At 45.2% G+C, this 19,907-nt stretch carries 18 protein-coding genes; 8 read left to right on the forward strand and 10 right to left on the reverse strand.

All coding sequences use genetic code 11. The features are described from left to right. Nucleotides 1–86: 86 nt before the first annotated feature. Both L3V31_RS04735 and L3V31_RS04740 read left to right on the forward strand, forming a co-directional pair. A complete protein-coding gene (locus L3V31_RS04735; RefSeq protein ID WP_237314969.1) occupies nt 87–776 on the forward strand; it encodes a tail fiber protein in 690 nt (229 codons plus the stop codon). A gap of 4 nt (nt 777–780) precedes the next feature. After that, on the forward strand, nt 781–1,743 hold the full coding sequence (locus tag L3V31_RS04740) for a tetratricopeptide repeat protein (protein WP_237314970.1): 963 nt from the start codon (nt 781–783) through the stop codon (nt 1,741–1,743). A 64-nt stretch (nt 1,744–1,807) separates the two neighbouring features. Here L3V31_RS04740 and L3V31_RS04745 read toward each other — a convergent pair whose 3' ends face one another. Further along, a complete protein-coding gene (locus L3V31_RS04745) occupies nt 1,808–2,281 on the reverse strand; it encodes a heme-degrading domain-containing protein (protein WP_237314971.1) in 474 nt (157 codons plus the stop codon). Between the two features lie 10 nt (nt 2,282–2,291). After that, complete coding sequence (locus L3V31_RS04750; protein ID WP_237314972.1) at nt 2,292–3,335, reverse strand: oxidoreductase; 1,044 nt, start codon at nt 3,333–3,335, stop codon at nt 2,292–2,294. A 325-nt stretch (nt 3,336–3,660) separates the two neighbouring features. Here L3V31_RS04750 and L3V31_RS04755 point away from each other — a divergent pair, with 325 nt between their 5' ends. Next, a complete protein-coding gene (locus tag L3V31_RS04755) occupies nt 3,661–4,440 on the forward strand; it encodes a DeoR/GlpR family DNA-binding transcription regulator (protein WP_237314973.1) in 780 nt (259 codons plus the stop codon). An 87-nt stretch (nt 4,441–4,527) separates the two neighbouring features. On the opposite strand, the gene L3V31_RS04760 is transcribed toward L3V31_RS04755, so the two are convergent. The 5 genes from L3V31_RS04760 to pdhA form a co-directional block, all read right to left on the reverse strand. Further along, on the reverse strand, nt 4,528–7,356 hold the full coding sequence (locus L3V31_RS04760) for an AMP-binding protein (RefSeq protein WP_237314974.1): 2,829 nt from the start codon (nt 7,354–7,356) through the stop codon (nt 4,528–4,530). A 93-nt stretch (nt 7,357–7,449) separates the two neighbouring features. Then, the gene (locus L3V31_RS04765; protein WP_237314975.1) at nt 7,450–9,111 is read right to left on the reverse strand and encodes an electron transfer flavoprotein-ubiquinone oxidoreductase; all 1,662 of its coding nucleotides are present in this window, start codon (nt 9,109–9,111) and stop codon (nt 7,450–7,452) included. A 193-nt stretch (nt 9,112–9,304) separates the two neighbouring features. Beyond that, on the reverse strand, nt 9,305–10,453 hold the full coding sequence (locus L3V31_RS04770; protein ID WP_237314976.1) for a dihydrolipoamide acetyltransferase family protein: 1,149 nt from the start codon (nt 10,451–10,453) through the stop codon (nt 9,305–9,307). After that, on the reverse strand, nt 10,450–11,433 hold the full coding sequence (locus L3V31_RS04775) for an alpha-ketoacid dehydrogenase subunit beta (protein WP_237314977.1): 984 nt from the start codon (nt 11,431–11,433) through the stop codon (nt 10,450–10,452). The genes L3V31_RS04770 and L3V31_RS04775 overlap by 4 nt, the downstream gene beginning before the upstream one ends. After that, nucleotides 11,426–12,520 carry a pyruvate dehydrogenase (acetyl-transferring) E1 component subunit alpha gene (gene pdhA, locus L3V31_RS04780; protein ID WP_237315008.1) on the reverse strand — a complete coding sequence of 365 codons (1,095 nt, stop codon included), beginning with the start codon at nt 12,518–12,520 and terminating at the stop codon, nt 11,426–11,428. Before pdhA ends, L3V31_RS04775 begins: the two co-directional genes overlap by 8 nt. A 666-nt stretch (nt 12,521–13,186) precedes the next feature. On the opposite strand from pdhA, the gene L3V31_RS04785 reads away from it, so the two are divergent. From L3V31_RS04785 to yegD, 3 genes are all read left to right on the forward strand, one after another. Continuing rightward, on the forward strand, nt 13,187–13,507 hold the full coding sequence (locus L3V31_RS04785) for a DOPA 4,5-dioxygenase family protein (protein WP_237314978.1): 321 nt from the start codon (nt 13,187–13,189) through the stop codon (nt 13,505–13,507). 106 nt (nt 13,508–13,613) lie between these two features. Further along, on the forward strand, nt 13,614–14,240 hold the full coding sequence (locus L3V31_RS04790; RefSeq protein ID WP_237314979.1) for a hypothetical protein: 627 nt from the start codon (nt 13,614–13,616) through the stop codon (nt 14,238–14,240). A 72-nt stretch (nt 14,241–14,312) separates the two neighbouring features. Further along, a complete protein-coding gene (gene yegD / locus L3V31_RS04795; RefSeq protein WP_237314980.1) occupies nt 14,313–15,665 on the forward strand; it encodes a molecular chaperone in 1,353 nt (450 codons plus the stop codon). A gap of 64 nt (nt 15,666–15,729) precedes the next feature. Here yegD and L3V31_RS04800 read toward each other — a convergent pair whose 3' ends face one another. Together L3V31_RS04800 and L3V31_RS04805 are read right to left on the reverse strand one after the other, a co-directional pair. Continuing rightward, nucleotides 15,730–16,203: a copper chaperone PCu(A)C gene (locus L3V31_RS04800; RefSeq protein WP_237314981.1), complete on the reverse strand. Its 474-nt coding sequence runs from the start codon at nt 16,201–16,203 to the stop codon at nt 15,730–15,732. Between the two features lie 91 nt (nt 16,204–16,294). Further along, nucleotides 16,295–16,756 (reverse strand): hypothetical protein, encoded by a 462-nt coding sequence (locus L3V31_RS04805; protein WP_237314982.1) that lies wholly within the window; start codon nt 16,754–16,756, stop codon nt 16,295–16,297. Between the two features lie 382 nt (nt 16,757–17,138). On the opposite strand from L3V31_RS04805, the gene L3V31_RS04810 reads away from it, so the two are divergent. Continuing rightward, nucleotides 17,139–18,194, forward strand: a complete 1,056-nt coding sequence (locus L3V31_RS04810; protein ID WP_237314983.1) for a Preprotein translocase subunit SecY — start codon at nt 17,139–17,141, stop codon at nt 18,192–18,194. A gap of 68 nt (nt 18,195–18,262) precedes the next feature. On the opposite strand, the gene L3V31_RS04815 is transcribed toward L3V31_RS04810, so the two are convergent. After that, on the reverse strand, nt 18,263–18,547 hold the full coding sequence (locus L3V31_RS04815; protein WP_237314984.1) for a hypothetical protein: 285 nt from the start codon (nt 18,545–18,547) through the stop codon (nt 18,263–18,265). Between the two features lie 167 nt (nt 18,548–18,714). Here L3V31_RS04815 and L3V31_RS04820 point away from each other — a divergent pair, with 167 nt between their 5' ends. Beyond that, entirely contained in the window at nt 18,715–19,644 is a 930-nt protein-coding gene (locus L3V31_RS04820; RefSeq protein ID WP_237314985.1) for an SRPBCC family protein, read from the forward strand. Nucleotides 19,645–19,907: the final 263 nt, after the last annotated feature.

The raw sequence follows: 19,907 nt of genomic DNA on the forward strand, positions 1-19,907 counted from the left end.
TATCACTAACGTTTGACGTGTTCATGGCGCTATCCATCATTCCATTGTTTTTGCTTCCTCAACCTTTTTAATAAAGGATTCGGATTATGAAAAAGTTCACAAGAAAGCTGCTAGTTACTGCGAGTGTATTACCATCATTAATATTCAGTTCTAATGCGTTAGCTTGCAGCGGTGACGGCAACCAGCTCCTTGGAAGTATGTGTGCATTCGCGGGAAATTTTGCTCCGCGCGGATACACTTTGGCCCATGGTCAGATTTTGTCGATCGCACAAAATACAGCGCTGTTCTCTATTTTGGGGACGACCTATGGTGGGGATGGACGTACGACGTTTGGTTTACCTGATACTCGAGGCCGTGCACTCATTGGGTGGGGAAATGGCCCCGGATTAACTAACTATACGCTAGGCTCCCGCGGAGGTGCTGAGTTCATCACCATTTCCGAATCTCAATTACCATCTCACTCTCATGCCGCATCGACGTTGATGTCTGGCGATATAGATATTGACGGAGTGATAGATCTTCACGCATTCAGCGGTAAGCCAAACGCAAAAAGCCCAGCTGGCAATGCTCTTGCGGGAGCGAAATACGCGACTGAAGCGCCGGATGTTGCGATGAGCCCGGATTCAATTTCATTTAGTTATGTAGCGGAAAATAACATGACGGCTTCGACAACGGTCTTGAGTGCTGGTGAAAGTCAGTCTCACGAGAATCGTATGCCATATATCGCAGTAACCTGGGTCATTGCGCTTCAGGGCATTTATCCATCGAGAAATTAAAGACATGTTAAATGTCACTCTGATACGACTTGCCCTGCTTGCCTTAAGCTTGTCTTACCCGTCCTTTAGCTTCGCAGAAAAGCAAGATAAGGTACTGGAAAAAGCGTATCAGGCACTCGCGAGTGAAGATTACTCCCAGTCGTTTGAAATCTTCACTAGCTTGGTGAAGCAAAATTCTGCTGAAGCACATTTTGTGTCAGCCCTTTTTTATAAACACGGGTGGGGAAATGTAGAGCAAGATCTGAGTAAAGCTTGTGAGTTATTTTTATTTGCTGCAGAAAAAGGAATCCCCGTTGCTCAGCAAGAGTATGGTTTTTGTATCATGAATAACGCCTCCGTAGGTTTAAATGAAAGGCCCGACGATTGGTTTAAATTGGCATATGAAAGTGGTGTGTACGAGGCCGCCTGTGATTTAGGTCTTTTATACCTAGGCACTACCTGGCACGAGCGAAATTTGCCACTAGCAATACAATGGTGTCAGAAAGCGGCTGAGAGAAGTGCAGTCAAAGCTCAGGTCACGTTGGGAGATATCTACATATCCAATTCAGAAGTCTTCAATTTAGAGCAAGTGGAGTTTTGGTATACGCAGGCCATAAACAATGGCTCTGGGGAGGCTGCTTATAAGCTTGCAACCCTTTACCTTAGAGTTGTCGGTCAGACGAATGGAGATAAATACGCCAATAATAAAGCACTTTATTTAATGGAACTCGCTTCATCTCGTCACATCGAAAAAGCGTATGAACCAACCGCAAAGATGTATTGGAGAAAGTTGCAAAGTAGCACCAATGACAGCTCCGAACTGTTGGCTAAAAGCTACGTATGGGCAAAAGCGGCACATCAAGTTAATCCAACTGCTGATACGGCCCGTTTCTTGGGTCAAATTGAAAAGGAGTTACCGATACAATGGAAGGAGGAATTAGATTTTCAAGTCGAAGAATTTCATGAAAATGATCGGCAATTTAAGTAGAAAACGGCGAAGAGCCGGCGACTTTATGTCACCGACTATTTAGCCAATCGAACCATCACGATCTTTATGGCTGAGAATGATCTAAATGCGCTCTCAGTACCTCAATCACCATGTTATGGTCTTCTTCTGACGGTAATCCAGATACAGTGATCACACCAACAAGTCCACTTCCTTTGATACGAATAGGAAAGGCACCTCCATGGGCACAGTATTCTCTCGCATCGATATGAGGCTGACTGTCAAAGTCACGTTGCTTAGCTGCATTGTAATGACCAAGATAATGAGAGCTGTGACCAAAGCGCAGAACAGATTGACGCTTGCGCATTGCCCAGTCTTGCTTGTCTTTACTGCTGCCTTCCATTGCGTAACTAAACAGCACTTGCTCGAACGCGTACACTTCGATAAACACGTTAGCAGCTCGTTCCTCCGCCGCCGATTTCAATGAGCAGCCGAGTTCCCATGCAGTGCCATGATTAAAATGATTTAACTGTAATTCCGCTTCTTGATCTAGTAGCTCTGGTAAAACGCCTTTGCTCATTTCCTTGTTCTCACACATTCTTTATTGGTAATTTTCGACCCAAACGACTGCTTTCCATCGCAAGTTCAATCAGCTTGATGTTCCATAGTGCATCTCCAGCACTGACTGGTGGAACCGTTTTATTACGAATTGAGTCCGCCATTTGTAAGAAGTAGTGCTGATAGCCACCCTGTTCGGTTATCACTGGCGCACTGTTATCGGCATTATAAAAGTAGCCATAATTGTCAGGAGATTCATCTGCCCAGTCAGGGCTGGTTGGCTCAACACCTTCTATCAGACGTGGTTCCTGAGGGTCTAAGCCTAGCTTTTCGTAGCTACCTTCGGTCCCTTTCAGGGTAAAACGCTTATTTGGTCCGGCACTAAAGAGATCACCATGGACAATAGCTAAGTGATTAGGGTAGTGCATGACAACATCAAAATAATCAACATTTGTCGAGCCTTCACGCATCATCTTACATTCTGCGCTGATGGCATCAGGAAGTCCGAAAAGCTCAAGTGCCTGATCAATTAAATGCGAGCCTAAATCAAACAAAATGCCACCGCCGTCTGTAGCCTGTTCACGCCAGCGTTGACGCACTTCAGGTCGGAAGCGGTCAAAGTGTGACTCAAAATGTCGTAACTCACCGATGCGCTTTTCTTCGATTAATTTCTTAACGGTTAGGAAGTCACCATCCCAACGACGGTTATGATAAACACTTAGAATGAGACCTTTTTCTTTTGCAAGCGCAATAAGTGCTTCACCATCTGACACATTGGTCACGAATGGCTTTTCAATGATCACGTGTTTGCCATTTTCAAGGGCTTGTTTAGCGAGATCGAAGTGCACATCGTTTGGTGCGGTAATGATGACCAGTTCTGCATCCGAACTTGAGAGTAAATCTGACGCAGAAGCATAATGCTGTGCGGTAGGCCAATCTTTGGCTACCGCCCCGCCATTACGGGTACTGATGGCTACGAGATTGAATTCAGCTAACGCGCTCACAAATGGAATATGGAAAGTTTTGGCTGAAAATCCGTAGCCGATTACCGCGGTCTTTATTGGTGAAAAAGTCATAATATCTAACTCTCTGCTGGTGGGTAGAGAAGGCTCTACACCTCTGATTTGGCATCACGTGATTGAATGAGCATTGTCTGACTATAATCACGTTACTTTAAAAACACTTATAAACAGTGCACGAATGCTTACAATTTTGCGTATTAATACGTATTTGTACTCAAATGTCTCATATTTACTTACGTATTTTCAAGTTAAAACCGAGCTTTCTGATCGGTGATGATGAATGAATCGATGTAATCGTAAGTGTTTATACGTGCTTTTAAGTGTTTAACTGATAAGAATCAGTTACACTAAATTTGATCAAAACAAGGTGTAACTATTAATGACGCAAGACGAACGTTTGATTGAGATTGAAGCTCATATAAAAAACCACGGTAAAATCACCATAGATGAGATTTGCCACAAGTATGACATTTCTTACGATTCAGCCCGAAGAGATCTGGTTAAACTGGCTGACCATCCGGGAATATTGCGCATCAGAGGCGGCGCAATCCTGGATGATAAAAAGGTGACGATTTCTTTTAATCAGCGATCGAAATCCAACCCGATTAAACAAAACTTGGCTGCATTTGGGGCATCATTTGTCAAAGAACACGACATTGTATTTTTAGACGCTGGCACCACTTGCGCTGCACTGGCGTATCATCTCAATGAGCCTTGCAGTGTGATAACAAATTCACTTGAGGCGCTTAGTGAACTTCAGGATAAGGCTGGTATCAAAAAGTGTGTACTTGGTGGGACGTTTGATGACTTTTCTCATGCCATACTTGGCGATATGACCACACAACAGATCAAAAAATATCAGGCAAACAAAGCGTTTATTGGTGTGAGCGCTTTATCTGAGTCGGGTATAACGACGGACTTGGAAACCGATGCCAACCTAAAGCTGGCAATGGCGAGCCAATCAACTCAGGTTATCTGTATTGCTGAAGATAGTAAGTTTAATACGCAGCTGATGTTCCAATCCTGTTCATGGTCAGATATCGACTTTGTTGTCACAAACTGCCGACCTCCTGAGAATATTGCGAAGAAAATGCAAGACCACGACGTTGAACTTATAGTATTGGATATAGAATCAAAGTCTAAATCCGTTGCTCTCTAGCGTGAAAAAATCAGTTAGAGCAGATTTAGGTAATCAGTGAGCCTCATAAGGCACGACACATTTCACGCCTTTTGCTGCGGGCATTGGTTAACTGCGGGCCATATCTGGCTCACCGCAGTGGCTGAGGATCTCTGATCGGGCTTTATCGCGAAGTTCAAGCGCGGCATTCCAGTCATTACCCTTGGGGGAGAGTGGCTCACTAATGGTCACACGGATGTCGCCTCTACGCGGGAAAAGAGAGTTACCTCTGAGTTTAGAGCGCGTACCACACAAGGTAATCGGAATTATTGGAACTTGTGAGTTTGCGGAAGCAATAAATGCGCCCATATGAAATGGATGAAGGCCTGCCATTCTATAGAGCGTTCCCTCAGGGAAAATAACCAGTGGTTGGCCGTTGTCTGCATCGACAGTGAGTTTGTTTGCATCCACGACACTTTTTTGTATATCAAAACGTTCAACGAACTCTGTCCCTAATTTGGTTAAAAATATCCGTGTAAATGGGTTATTTAACAATTCTCTTTTGGCTACAAATCGACATGGTAAACCTGTCACAGCGACAATAACCAGTCCATCAAGATAACTGCAATGATTGGCAACCACAATACAGGGTGTGTTCCCTTCAGGTAAATTTTCCTTTCCTTCAACGGTGTATTTTGTTCCGGTGAGCCGTATTAGTGCCTTGGCCCCAAGCTGGGCTATTTTCCAGCACAGGGCTTTTTGGGGGAGTACTGCAACAAGTAACCAGACGATAGGCGCAAGTAGTCCCAACACTAACCACGAATAGGCCGCGTACCCCATATCTAAAAGGATTCGCATGTATTTACGCAGCTGTGGCAGGATACCAGCCGCGGCGAGATTTATGGTTTGTAGCCACAAAGCCCGGTGCTGCTTCGCAAAGGAACCACGTTCATACAGATCTTTGCACGCGCTGCGGCGAATTTTCCCACTGGACGTTTTGGGTATGGAGTGAGGTGAGCCAATAATGATATCGTCGATAGGATTGCCGAGTAGCTTGAGAGATAGCTTGTTAATTTTCCGTTTTAGCTGCTTTATTTTTTCTTTACTGGTTTCGCGGCTTTCCGCCAGTACCACAAGTTTCTCTGTACCGGAATGACAATCGTGACAGCCGAATGCAGCTACACAACCTTTGCGAATGCCAGCAATACTCCCTACCGCCTGTTCCAGCTCATGGGGATAGATATTCCGCCCGGCTTTGATAATGATATCTTTGCTACGTCCGGTGATAAAAAGCTCTCCGCCTAATGTAAAAGCGCGATCCCCCGTCACCAGCCAATCATTATGATAAAGCGCTTTGGTTTTTTCTCGGTTTCGATAGTAACCTTGGGTAGCGGATGGTCCCTGAAACTCAAGTGCGCCTTCTTCACCATCTGGTAATTCTTTACCTAGGTCATCAACGATACGGATTTGATGACCGGGAAGTGGGTAGCCTAGTCCAATAAACGGAATAGTATCGTTGTCTTCCTTCTGGGCGAGTACGGCACGACCAAACTGGCTCAATGTTGCTCTTTGGAAATACTCAATACGCGGCTCGCGGACGGTGACAGGGAAAGTCAGCCCGACCGAGGATTCTGCAAGCCCATATACGGGCGACATGGTTTGTGGTTTAAATCCATACTTGGCGAATTTTTCTGAGAAGTTTTGTATCGATTGTGGACTGACGGGTTCTGCGCCATTCCAGGAAAGCCGCCAACTGCTTAAATCGAGACCTTCGAGATCGCTTTCCTTCACTCGCGAAACACAAAGCTCATAGGCGAAATTTGGAGCGGGAGAAAGGGTGCCTCGATGATGATGAATCGCCCACAACCATCGCTGAGGTTTAGTTAAAAAGAGTAATGGCGACATGATCACTAGAGGGATCGCATGGTACAAGCTACCAAGCCATGCACCGATGAGCCCCATATCGTGGTAGACAGGTAGCCAACTGACAAATACATCGTCCGACTTCGCGTTAATGACTTTACCCATAGCGCGGATGTTAGCGAGTAAGTTCGCATGGGTAAGGGTAACGCCTTTAGGCACTCCGGTACTTCCGGATGTGTATTGCAAAAAAGCGATATCCTCCTTTTGTGCCTCACCCATGTCGGGGAAGCTGGTGTCTTTTTTCAAATCACTAGCGGTAACGACTGCATCAATAGAAGGAACTTGTAATTTAAGCAAGTGGGCGACGGTTTTTGCTTCCGGTACCGTGATTAATAGCTTTGCCTGAGCATTGTTGAGAATACTGGCGTGACGATTTAAGTGATCTTCGACATGTTCGATTCGGGCTGGTGGATAAATGGGCACTGGTATTGCTCTGGCGTAAAGTATGGCAAAAAAACTGTAGAAGTAGTCTGTACAGGTTGGCAGCATGATTGCCACACAGTCTCCCGCTTCAACTCCGGCGTCAATAAGCCCAGCGGAGATTTTGAGTGCTTGTTGTTTTAGTTTTTGGTAGCTGACTTCTACCACTTCATCCGCGTTTTGGTAAACATAAAGGTGGGGTCGTTCCGGGTGATTTTCTACATGCCAGTCGAGTAGCGCTTGTAGCGTTTTGACCTCTGTTGGTAACTGATGTACTGAGTCGAGTTTGATCACTTTCGTCGACTCATCTAAGAAGGGGGGGGGATTTGATCGTCCTGCGGTTAAAATCTCGCTAATAATATCTTCAGGTGTCGATATGCTGGACAGTGCATGCTCTGGGAGTGACACGTCGAAACGAGTTTCTATACGGGTGAGCAGTTCTGCACGCGTTAGGCTATCCAAACAAAGGTCATGGTCGAGGTCACTTTTTAAGTGAAGAGAAACGGAAGAGAGACCTTCGGGGTCCAGCTCAAGTATCAGGTCCCGAACGATCTCTAATACAGTTTGCGTGATGTTTTCAGAATCTCTACTTGTACTGTCATTATGGTCAGACATGCTGAAGCTTCCTGATCGAAGAAGAGTGCTGCTCGTTTTACTCTGTTATAAATGTTTTCCGTGCTTAAAGCTTAGACTACGCATTACACGAGGTTACATATTCTGATAATTTGGACCGCCACCACCTTCTGGTGTTTTCCATGAAATATTTTGGAATGGATCCTTAATATCGCAGGTCTTACAGTGCACACAGTTTGACGCATTGATCTGAAATACGGGTTTTCCATCGATTTCTATCACTTCGTATACCCCAGCAGGGCAGTATCGTTGGCTGGGTTCACCAAACATACCTAGATTCACTTCAATTGGAATATGCGGGAATGTGAGTACGAGGTGGCACGGTTGATTTTCTTCGTGTTGTGTCCCTGACAGAAATACGGAAGATGGCTTATCGAAACTGATTTTTCCGTCCGGTTTGGGGTAGCCAATCGGATGACATTCGCTGATGGGTTTGAGTTGTTCATGATCATGCGAATTATCTCGAATTTTCCATGGTAATGGTCTCTTAAACAGTGGTCGCCAAACATTATGTTCAAAGGTAGAAAGTGCACCACCGAGCAAACTGCCAAACTTATGAATATTCGCCCCGAAGTTGCGTGTCTCTGCAAGTTCACTATACAGCCATGACGCTTCAAATAGCGTTTGATATTCAGGCTCAACTGAAGACTTTTGTATTGCGTTATCGATTGCTTCTGCTGCCAACAAACCAGATTTCATCGCTGTATGGCTGCCTTTGATCTTGGCGACGTTCAATGTGCCGGCATCACAACCAATCAAAAGTCCGCCGGGAAATTGTTGTTTAGGAAGTGAGGAAAAGCCGCCCTTCGCTATTGCTCTGGCGCCATAGGCGACACGCTGTGCGTCTTGGAGGTGTTTCTTGATGGCTGGATGGTGTTTAAAGCGTTGAAATTCATCAAATGGACTCAAGTAGGGATTGTCGTAATTGAGGTCAACGATAAGTCCGACAGCAATTTGATTGTCTTCCATATGGTAAAGAAATCCGCCACCTGTCGTTTTCGTTTCACTCAAAGGCCAGCCAGCGGAGTGGATAACTTTCCCAGCTAGTTCCGCTTGGCCATCTGGTAATTGCCAAATCTCCTTTAAACCTAAGGCGTAATGTTGCGGCTGTTTTCCTGAGTCCAATCCAAACCGGCTGATGAGCTCTTTACCTAAATGGCCACGGCAGCCTTCGGAAAATACTGTGTATTTTGCTTTTAATTCAATGCCCGCTTCAAAATTGGCTTTTTGTTTTCCGTTTTTATCCAGCCCCATATCACCAGTGGTTACCCCTGTGACAGCACCGGATTGGTCGTAATTGATGTTTGCGGCTGGAAATCCGGGAAATATCTCTACACCAAGTTCTTCAGCCTGTTTTGCCAGCCAACGGCAAAGGTTGGCGAGGCTGATTATGTAGTTGCTTTCATCGTTATGCATCGGTTTGGGAGTGAGTGCATAGGGTACTTTGACATGGTTAAGTGATGTCGTCAGATAGAGAAAATCATCGCTTGTTACGGACGTGGATAGTGGCGCTTTCATGGTTTGCCAATCAGGGAAGAGCTCATTTAAGGCACGAGTGTCAAATACGGCCCCTGATAGAATATGGGCTCCGATCTCGGATCCTTTTTCTACCACGCAAATAGATAGCGGTTCATCTTGGCGCTGTTGATTCATCTGAGCCAAACGACAAGCGGTACTTAAACCAGCAGGACCCGCACCGACGATCACGACGTCAAACTCCATAATTTCTCGTTCCATTTCTCACTGTCCTTTGATCAAGCTGAACTATGTTATTGTCATATAAAGAACTATAGCTCAGTTAACGTGAACGTGATGAACGCATTCGCTAGTAACAGAGACGAACGTAATAGGAGAGAACTGGATGCCGGTTTCGAAGGAGTTTGCCACTAAAAAGGCTTCCATCAAGGAAGCCTTTGAGATGAAGTAGAGGCTAGTTTCCACTTGGTCTTTGCAAATGCTCCGCGAGCACTTTGGTAAACCTTGCCGCTTCGCCACCAGTACACGCGCGGTGGTCAAACGTGATGGATAAGGGCATAACTTTAACCGCGACCGCTTTTCCGTCTCTTATCACTACGCGCTCGATGATACGGCCTGCGCCGACAATCGCGACTTGAGGCGGAGAAACGACTGGCGTAGCAAAAATGCCGCCTATTGCGCCAAAGTTAGACAACGTAATCGTTGCGTGTTGTAAATCTTCACGATTGATCTTTCTTTCGCGAATGCCTTCTACCGTTTGGTCTAGCCAGCGACGGACGTCCTTCGACTCATACTCATCGGCATGGCGAAGCACCGGCACATAAAGACCATGACGACTATCTACAGCAACGCCTAGGTTGACGGTCGTATGAACACAACGTGTCATGGTTTCTTCGTCGAACCATGCGTTTAGAGCTGGCTCTTCCTGACAAGCATGAACGATAGCCTGAACAAGACGAATACTGATGTCTTCGCCTAGATTCCAGTTTTCCAACAAGGCTTCTTCGGTGATGGTAACCGCTGCAACATTTTTGTGTGACTCCGCCATGGCTGAAACCATGGTTCGGCGTGCACCTTTCAGTACTTCGGTGCCCGGACGTTGTTTACCTGCTTGATCGTAGATATCGGAATCTATTATCAAGCCGTTTGGACCACTGCCAGAGACCGCATTTAAATCCACACCAAGTTTCTTCGCTAAAAGTCGAGCAGAAGGCAGGGCGGTGATCAGATTGTTATTGGATGTAGTGTCGCTACTGCCTACCCAAAAGTCATCCACATTAACGTTTTGAGTTTGGTGCGACACATTACCAACAACCGTAGCTGCGTCTGCGGTCTTCTTTTTCTCAGCGGAGACATGATGCTCTGTGCCACTCTCATCGATTTCGAGAAGTAAGGCGCCAATGTTGACGATATCGCCTTCTTCACCATGGCGACTGACCACTTTGCCAGAGTAAGGCGCGGGAACATCTACGGTTGCTTTCGCTGTTTCGACAGTAAGGATCACCTGATCTACCTCGACCATGTCACCCACACTAACGTGCCATTTTACAATTTCTGATTCAGCGAGACCCTCGCCGAGATCGGGTAAGTTAAACGTCTTCATTTCCAATCCTCCACGAGTTCACGCGCTGCGTTCACAATGTCTTCTTCCTGAACCATAAAATAGTCTTCGTTACGATAGTAAGGCATGATGGTATCCATTCCGGTAACCCGTTTCGGTGGCGCTTTCAATAGGCACATCGCGTGTTCAGCAGTGCGCGCCAAAAGCTCAGATCCAACACCACATGTTTTACTCGCTTCGTGAACCACCAGTAGGCGACCGGTTTTTTCTAATGAACGGAAGATGGTTGTGGTGTCTATTGGTTTGATGCTGGCTAAATCCAGTACTTCTACTTCAATACCTTGTTTCGACAATGTTTGAGCCGCTTGCAATGATTCAACAACACAAGCACCCCACGTGACTAGAGTGATGTCTCGGCCTTTGCGTAGCGTAAAACAAGTGTCCAGAGGTAATGCTTCACCGTTATCGACCACTTCGGATTTTACGGTGCGGTAAATTCTTTTTGGTTCAAAGAACATGACCGGGTCATTACTGCGGATCGCAGCAAGTAGTAATCCGTATGCGCGCTGAGGTGATGACGGAACGACCACTTTCAGCCCAGGTGTATGGGCAAACAATGCTTCTACGCTTTCTGAGTGATGCTCTGGTGCGTGAATGCCGCCACCAAATGGCGCGCGAAATACTGCCGGGCAGGTGAGTCGCCCACGAGTTCGGTTTCTCATTCGCGCGGCGTGACACATTAAATGCTCCATTGCCGGGAAAACAAACCCCTGGAATTGGAACTCTGCTACCGGGCGCAACCCTTGTGTTGCCATCCCGACTGCAACGCCACCAATCAAGGCTTCTGCTAATGGCGTATCAATCACCCGCTTCAAACCGAATTTGTGTTTAAGATCAACCGTAGCTCGGAATACACCACCATTTTCACCTACGTCCTCGCCAAGAACGACAACGTTTGGGTCTTTTTCCATTTCATGATGCAGTGCGAGGTTTACTGCTTCAACTAACGTGAGTTCAGCCATGTTTGCCTCCCTGCATGCGCATTGCTTTGTTGATCAGCTCATCCCTTTGTGTGTGAAGCTCTTGAGGAAGAGACTCATAAAGGTAATCAAACCCTGATTCAGGTGCTTGATTCGGCATATTTAGGTAACGCTGCACAGCTAATTCTACTTGTTGTTTACACTCGTCGAGCCATTGTTGATCCTGTTCTTCGCTCCAGGTATCTTGGTTGATCAAGAAAGCTTTGAGTCGACGGATAGGCTCAAATTGCCACGCAGTCTGAACATCATCTTCTTTACGATAGCGAGTCGCATCGTCGGCGGTAGTGTGGTCACTCAGGCGATAACTTACGGCTTCTATGAGCGTCGCCCCTTTTCCTTTACGGGCTCTTTCTAACGCCGTGATGGTGGCGTCATAGACTGCGACTACGTCATTGCCATCGACGGTAATCCCCGGAATTCCAGCGCCTTTTGCTTTTTCAGACAAAAATTCAGCGGCACATTGTAGGCTTCGTGGTACGGAAATCGCCCACTGGTTGTTGTTGACCACAAATACCAATGGAATATTCCAAGCACCAGCACAGTTAATGGACTCGAGGAAATCACCTTTGGAAGTACCACCGTCGCCACACATCACTAGGGCCGCCTCATGATTGCCCTGTATTTTTAGTGCAGAAGCAACACCAACGGCGTGAGTACATTGTGTTGCAATAGGTACACAAAATGGCAGGTCTCGGCTAGATACCGGGCTTCCTTCTGGTGCGAAATCGCTACCGCGCTCATCACCGCCCCAATATTGCAGGTTTTTTTCCATACCAATACCACGACACCACATAGCAGGCATGTCACGATAGTAAGGTACGAAGACATCATCGGCTTTTAACGCACGACCGACAGCGATCCCAATAGCTTCAGAGCCAAGATGCGAAGGGTAGGTTCCTAATTTCCCGGTGCGTTGCAAAGCAACAGCTTTATTATCATAGGTACGTGTTAATACCATATCACGGTAAAACCCGACCAATGTTTTGATGTCAGCCCAGTTGGGTAGTTGGCCGACTAGGTTCCCATGATGGTCGATAAACCGATGCATGGGTAATGCCTGAACGTTCATCTCAAGCTCCTTTTGACGCTGCGGGTCTTTTGGACTGCAGCTGTTCATTATCAAACCAAGTTTGTATGGGTACTCAAACTTTGGCATCAGCGTAAAAGGTTATGCCTCAGGTTGCATTTGTTAATGACCGTTATTGTCCTTTCAGTCATTGTTTCCTTTAACAAAGCTGTGTTTGTGAAAAACACAAAGCGTTACCAAAACTGCTATGGAGCGCCTAACCCTTGTTATACCAATCTCAGCAATTATCTAATCACTGGGTTTGGTATCCAATCTTGGTATAACCAGACACCATAAGTGTAAACAAATTGTTAAGAAATGCTTTATTTTAACATTTATTCAACAGTAAAGTTTTGCTTACACCCCTGTTATGCAGAGTAATGTGCTGGTTTTTCGCGCTGCTTGTTTTATAAGTTGAATCTAATCACTAGTTATTAGGAACTATTTGCAACAAAATTAGGCTGTAAAATTTAACAAACTGGGCCATTATTATTGAATCTCGACGGTTAAGATGAAGGGAAAAGAGAATCTCTTCCCAATAGAATGGAATCAAGGTAGTGTTGCGGCACATTGAAGTAGTTTCTATTCCAACCACTTACGTGAGTATGTGAAAGGATTACTTAGAGAACTGTATCTAAATTGATAGATAGAGTGAATTATGGAGAAGTTATGTATCGCGCCCACGTTTATTTTCCATTGCGACAGCAAGATAAAGCTCAAGCATTAAATGAGATTATTCGCCAAGAGCGTCAAGATGTATTGCGAGTATGTCCTTTAGTCGGTCGATTACAAGGCCCACATAAAATGCCGATGTTCGAGATACACCTAGAAACGCTGAGCGAAGAGTTTATCGCTTGGTTAGATGTTATCCGGGGTGATTTCTCGGTGCTGATCCGTCCGGTGAGTGATCGAGAGCTGCTCGATTATACGGAGAATGCGATCTGGCTTGGCCGAGAATTAGGTGTATTTGAAGAAAAGTTGCAACAGTGATGATTCAGCAAAGTGGTTGTTAGTGAATAGATAATAAGAATAGGGAAGTGTAGTTTACGACCCCAGTACTATGGGCAGTGGAATCGACATATAAAAGGGGGAGGGTATGCTGACAATACTCCTAGTCGCACTTGCACTGTATATTTTTTGGTTACTATTTCGTAATGGCCCAGCGTTTGATGAGTCCGTACCTGCGAGAAAGCGCAGTTGGGTTGGTCCGACAGACAACGACGAAGAGTGGCAGGGTTACCGAATTGAGGTATTCCAGCCATTCAGCTCCCAAACCTCCTTTTATGCCATTGCTTACTTCGCTAACTTTGTTGCTGCGGCTAACGCGATTTCGTGGTCAACGGTGTATGAGGGCGAATATCCCTTCATCATAAGCCGCTTTGGCAGCTACTTTGCCATTAATACGTATGATTCCTTGCTGGTGGCTGGATTTGTAGCGCTGGCCGTCTTTGTGATCAATTGGCAACTCGCAATGCATTGCGCGGGTATTCTCAGCCAATACTTGGTTCGTATTTTGATCATCAATCGCGCCCGATTTGCTGCGGTGAGTTTGGTTTTTTGTAGCTACTTTGCTTATTTACTCACCGTGGGTATATTTTGGCTTTTCCATGATAGCTATTCCATTTGGCATGGTTTAAAGCTGACGCCAGTTTTCGTACTTTTAGCTTTCATTGTCGTTGTAGCTCTGCCATCCATGAAAAAAGAACCTGAGCAAAAACAATAGCCCCCTAGACAGTAGCAATTCACTCAGTGTTGAGTTAGCATTGCCGACCTTTTTTAGTCAGTGGGAGGATCTATGTTTATCGGCTTTGACTATGGCACTGCAAACTGTTCAGTGGCAAAAATGGAATCAGGCGAGCCAATATTGCTCAAGCTTGAAGAAAGTAATTATTTCATTCCTTCCACGCTTGCCGCTCCGACGCGTGAATCGGTATCGGAGCATCTATTTCGACATCGAGATATTAAACCGTTCGATCAGGTTGGAGAACAAGTACTCCGCCGTGCAATCAACTTAAATCGGGAAGAAAGCATTGAGCTGGAACCGGAAGATATCGATTTTGGCCAAGCGGCTTTGAATCGTTATTTAGAAGATCCTCGTGACATTTACTACGTTAAATCGCCAAAGTCATTCTTAGGTGCATCTGGTTTGCGTGACGTTCAACTTGCCTTCTTTGAAGATTTGGTTTGTGCCATGATGGATAACATCAAATCACAAGCAGAAAATGATGCGCAGCAATCCATTACCGATGCCGTTATCGGTCGTCCAATAAACTTCCACGGACGTGGCGGCGAAAAGGCTAATATTCAGGCACAAGGCATCCTTTTAAAGGCAGCCAAGCGTGCAGGTTTCAAAAATGTAGAGTTTCAGTTTGAGCCTGTCGCTGCTGGCTTAGAATACGAAGCCACACTTACCGAAGATAAGACAATTTTGGTAGTCGATATTGGTGGTGGTACAACTGACTGTTCACTGATTCAAATGGGCCCTTCATGGTCTGGTAAAGCAGACAGAACCGAGAGTTTGCTGGCGCACAGCGGTCAGCGTGTCGGCGGTAATGATTTGGATATTGCGATTGCATTTAAGCAACTGATGTTCCCTTTTGGCATGGAAAGTAAAATGGAATCGGGCATCGTGATGCCGACGACCCAGTTCTGGAATCCAATCGCGATTAACAACGTGGAAGCACAGAATGACTTCTATTCACGTGAAAATCTCGGTGCGTTAAAACTAATGCATAAACAGGCGCAGGAACCGGAAAAGCTCAAGCGTTTACTTGAGGTTTATCATGAGTCTTTGGGCTACAACATTGTTCGTCGTGCTGAAGAGGCAAAAGTAGCGCTTTCTGATGAGGCTTCATACCGTGCTGGCATTAACTTGTTGTCTGAGCTTATTGAAGTGGATGTTAAACGTGAAGAAATGATCGACGCCATTCAGTCACCAAAAGATAAGATGACGACGTTAGTTACCGAAGCGGTCGATCAAGCTGGTGTTAAACCGGACGCGATCTTTATGACTGGCGGCTCTGCTCGCTCTCCTATTTTACGCGATGCGGTGCAGTCGGTACTTCCTAATATTCCGGTTGTGAGTGGAAACTACTTTGGTTCGGTCACTGCTGGTTTGGCTCGTTGGGCTGAAGTGTGCTTTAAGTAATTTACATACCGAAAAGAGCCCGACCAATTGGTCGGGCTCTTTGTATCCATTACATTACGGGCGATTAATGGTTCATATGCTTTTCCATATGACCTTTGTTTTCGACGGCTATCTCTACGTCCACTTTACCCGCGTTTTTAAACGTTAGCGTCATCGGGAAGCGATCACCTTCTTTTAGCATCTGATTTGGGTTAAAAATCATCAAATGAAAGCTTCCTGGCTCCAACGCCACCGAACCTTTTGCAGGGACGTTAATTTCGTTAACCTTCACCATCTTCATCACACCATCTTCCATAATGTGGTTGTGAAGTTCTATGCGTCCAGCGATAGGACTTTCTGCCGCAATCAATGCGTCCTCTGTCTCACCGTGGTTGTTGAGTTGTAAGAAACCGCCAATAACAGGTGCATTGGGTGGGGCTTCACGGCTCCATGGGTGATCAATATGAATCTGACCCGCTTCATATTCGTGAGCAAAACTGACTGGGCTCATAACGAGAGCTGCAAAAGCAATAGCAAGGGTTTTAATCTGTTTAAACATGGGTATTTTCCTTTTGAAGATAATGATCGCCCCTTACCAAAAATAGGATAGGGGTTATTGTTATTTTTGAACCTGAACGCTTGTTACGAGATCAGGCTGGAAAAATACAAGGTGGGGATTGTTTTGGGGCGAGATGCTTGTAAACCAATCTTCCGGAATGCGTAAAATGGTAGGGAATCAGCGCGTGTTTAACACGTCGGAACCAATGGGTAGTGCCTAAGTAAAGCCCAATCGCACACAGCATGAAAAACTGCACGGCTTGAAGCAAAGGACACTCAAACTGAAAACCTTCGTGTAAGTTAAGGTCATGGATAACTGGTGAAGCGTCTTGGTTATTAGCCGCAATCAGCGTGTTGATGTCGACCCATTTAAAACCGTCCGCAGTACAAAGCAGTACTTTTTCGTTTTGAACTTCGCTTAACCAGTTTGTGTTATGCACATTTCTTGGGTTAAGTACCGCATTCGAAGCGAGATAGAGTTGAAACAGCACAGCGAAGATGACCGTCAAAGCGGCTAAGCGTTGCGTTCTCTGCGATGTCTGAGTCATTTCCATGTGGCTTTATTAATTGTTGTCTTTTGGCGCAGGATACTAACAAATATCCCTGAAAATGTAATGGTAAGATAGATAAAAGGTGATTCAACTGTATTTTATTTGTGTCTCGCTGGTGGGTCGAGGGTGTGAATGAGCTTTGCCATTAGCCTAAATCTGTATTTAATCCATTGTCAATACAGGGCTTGCGAAAAATGGCTGGTGAATTAGCGTGCTAGATTTGCGGGATATCGGTTCAAAATGAGCATCTATTCTGCACTTGTTTGCCATTAACGCAAATATGACAGTAATTTAATACAGGATACGGTATTCTCTCCCACCTTTGTTATATCCCTGAGCGTGTCTTAGTGAATTATTGGCCGCGCAATCTTAAGAAATTTCTCCAATGAAATACGAACAACAGATCGAGTTTCGATACCCTAAAGGTCGCTTTGCCATGGTGAGTGTTTACGCATTCACGGGGGCGGCGATATTAGCATCGACCATTTTTTCTCTTTTGCTGTTTTTGTCTATAGACGAAAACCCGATGATGCAGACTTTGTTTGGTGGTCTGGCTATCATATTCGAAGCCGGTAAGTTCTATGCCTGGTATGAGTACGGCGAACGTCGCGCTCACAGAAACTATCCCGGTGCGATTACCGCATTGGTGTTTTACTCTGTGCTCGCAGCCATCTCTATTGGCGGTAGTATTGGCGGCATAAACAGTGCGACCAATAGTGCGCAAAGTCATATATCAGTTGAACAAGCAAAAGTAGACGCGTTCAACCGCCAGATTGAGGCTATCGACAAGCAGATCGAGCTGAACAATATTGCTGCTCAGAAATATATCGAGATGGAACGTATTGCCACAGGTGTTACGCGAATTCAGGAGCAAAACAAAACACTGCGCGAAGAGCAGCAAAAGCTGGCTATGGAGCGTGACAGCTTACCGCCAGTAACTCAAGGTTCAGTCATCGGATTGATCGACAGTCTCGCGAAAGCGTTTGGTACGAGCTCTCAGCATGCTCAGCTTGGGCTGGTTGTGTTCTTATCAATTCTTCTCGACTTTTTTGCCGCGTTCTTTGTTGGCTTAATTGGTGAAGAACAACGTTTTCGTTATTTCTACCGACGTTACGATGGGATTAGACTAGAACGAATTCGAGATATCGAACCAGAGCCTGCAGGTTACCTTCCTCACATTAAAGAAGATCAAGAGCCAGTGGTGCAAGAGGAAAAGGTTGAAGAACCAAAAGCACCAGATGAGCCTAAACCTTTGATCGAGCAAGTGAGTGATGCACTCCGATCGCATCAGATTACTTGCACTAAAAAAGCGGTGGCTAAGGAATTTAGGCTGTCTGCTGAAGAGGTAGACAAGGTGTTTGAAACGCTTGCAGAGCAGGGGCTTGTCGGTAAAAAAGCAAACCACCACTACCACTGGATTGGTGAAAAAGAAGCGGCATAGCGCGCAATCTGAATGGTAAAACAAAAGAGCGTCAATTGACGCTCTTTTGCTATCTATACACTAGAGATCTAATCTTTAGTCAGCTTTTTAGTTACATCTTTGACTGTTTTCTTTTCCTTTTCAGGTGTGACCGCATCAACGGCTTTGCCTGCAATCCCGTCATCAGGGACCTTATCAGCTGCTGTATCTTTTAATGCCTCTTTAGGTGTACAGCGCCCACCAACACCAACCACCGCTTTGGTCGCTGCGGCTTTCGCTGCCTTGCCAGCATCACAGTCTGGGTCAAGGACGCCCGCATATGTTGCTGTTGAGCCGAATAGAAGGATCACCAGAGCTAAATTACATTTCTTCATCATTGTCACCGTTGGGGTTAAACATAACTAAAGTGTAATTGAGTTATGTGAGTTATGTGAGTTTGTTAGTAATGAAAATCGTTCTGCTTCTAACATGCAGTGAAACCAGTAAAAACCAGAATTTGAAGTAGACTGAATAGAGCGAATTAGAAACTCAAGGAGTCAGTATGTTTTCATATTTGGTCAGCAGAAGTATTGAAATCGAAAAGTCTCAAAAAGAAATTATCGACTATCTGAAGGATTTTAAGAACTGGCCAGAATGGTCTCCGTGGGTCATTCTCGAACCAAGCTGTGAACGCACTTATCTTGGAGACCAAGGGCATGTAGGAGCAGCGTATGAGTGGAATGGTCAGCGTATAGGCTCTGGCTCCATTGTGCTAGAGAGTACCCAGGAGCACCGCTTGGATATGGAACTTCACTTTTTCCGACCGATGAAAAGTAATGGTAAAGTAACGCTAATGGTGACACCGTCACAAAAAGGCTGTTTAGTTGAATGGCAAATGCATTCATCCGTTCCATGGCATCTGTTTTTCCTTAAAGGCTTCTTCAGGTCAATGATATCAATGGATTTTGACCGTGGCCTAAAAATGCTTAAAAGCCAATTAGAAACCGGGCAAGTACGGTCAAAACTTGTAGAGATAGCTAATCGCAAACAGCCAACCATTCACTATGTTGGTATGCAGGGGGCAGGTGCAATTCCCGAACTGGGAGCTATCATAAACGAACATATAAACCGATTGAAAGTAATGGCGGCAGCTGAAAATCTGTCAGTGAATGGTGCGATGTTTTGTTACTACCTCTCAATGGATATGAAGCTGGGTCAGTTTGAATTTATCACCTGTTTACCTGTCGATAGCCAAATTACAGTCCCAGAAGGATTTGTTGCTGGAACAATACCGGAGTGTGAGACGTTTGTAGTTGAACATCGGGGAGAATATCGACTACTGGGTAATGCTTGGGCGATGGCAATGAATTTAACTCGCAGTAGCGGCGTTAAAGTGAAAAGCAAACCCCTTGGAATCGAGCGTTACTTAAATAGCCCCGAAGAGGTTGAGCAAGAGAACTTAAGAACTGAGGTGATACTTTTCGAAAGGTGAGGCCTTAATAATACGTTTTTAAATAGAGTAAAATGTCTTTTGGGTATCCGTATTTAATGTCTACTGTGTCACGTAAGGTGATAAAAGTCACATGGCGAGTCTTAATTACCAAAGTTACAACTTACTGTAATAAATATTTAATATAGGTATGCATTGTAAAAAAACTTTAGTTTAGACATAGTGTTATTAAGTCGTTAAGAAACGGCTTTAAACAGTAAACAGGAGATCGCCTATGCATAACGAAATGATTCAACCTTCACACT

The organism is Vibrio sp. J1-1 (assembly GCF_021728395.1).
Classification (GTDB): domain Bacteria; phylum Pseudomonadota; class Gammaproteobacteria; order Enterobacterales; family Vibrionaceae; genus Vibrio.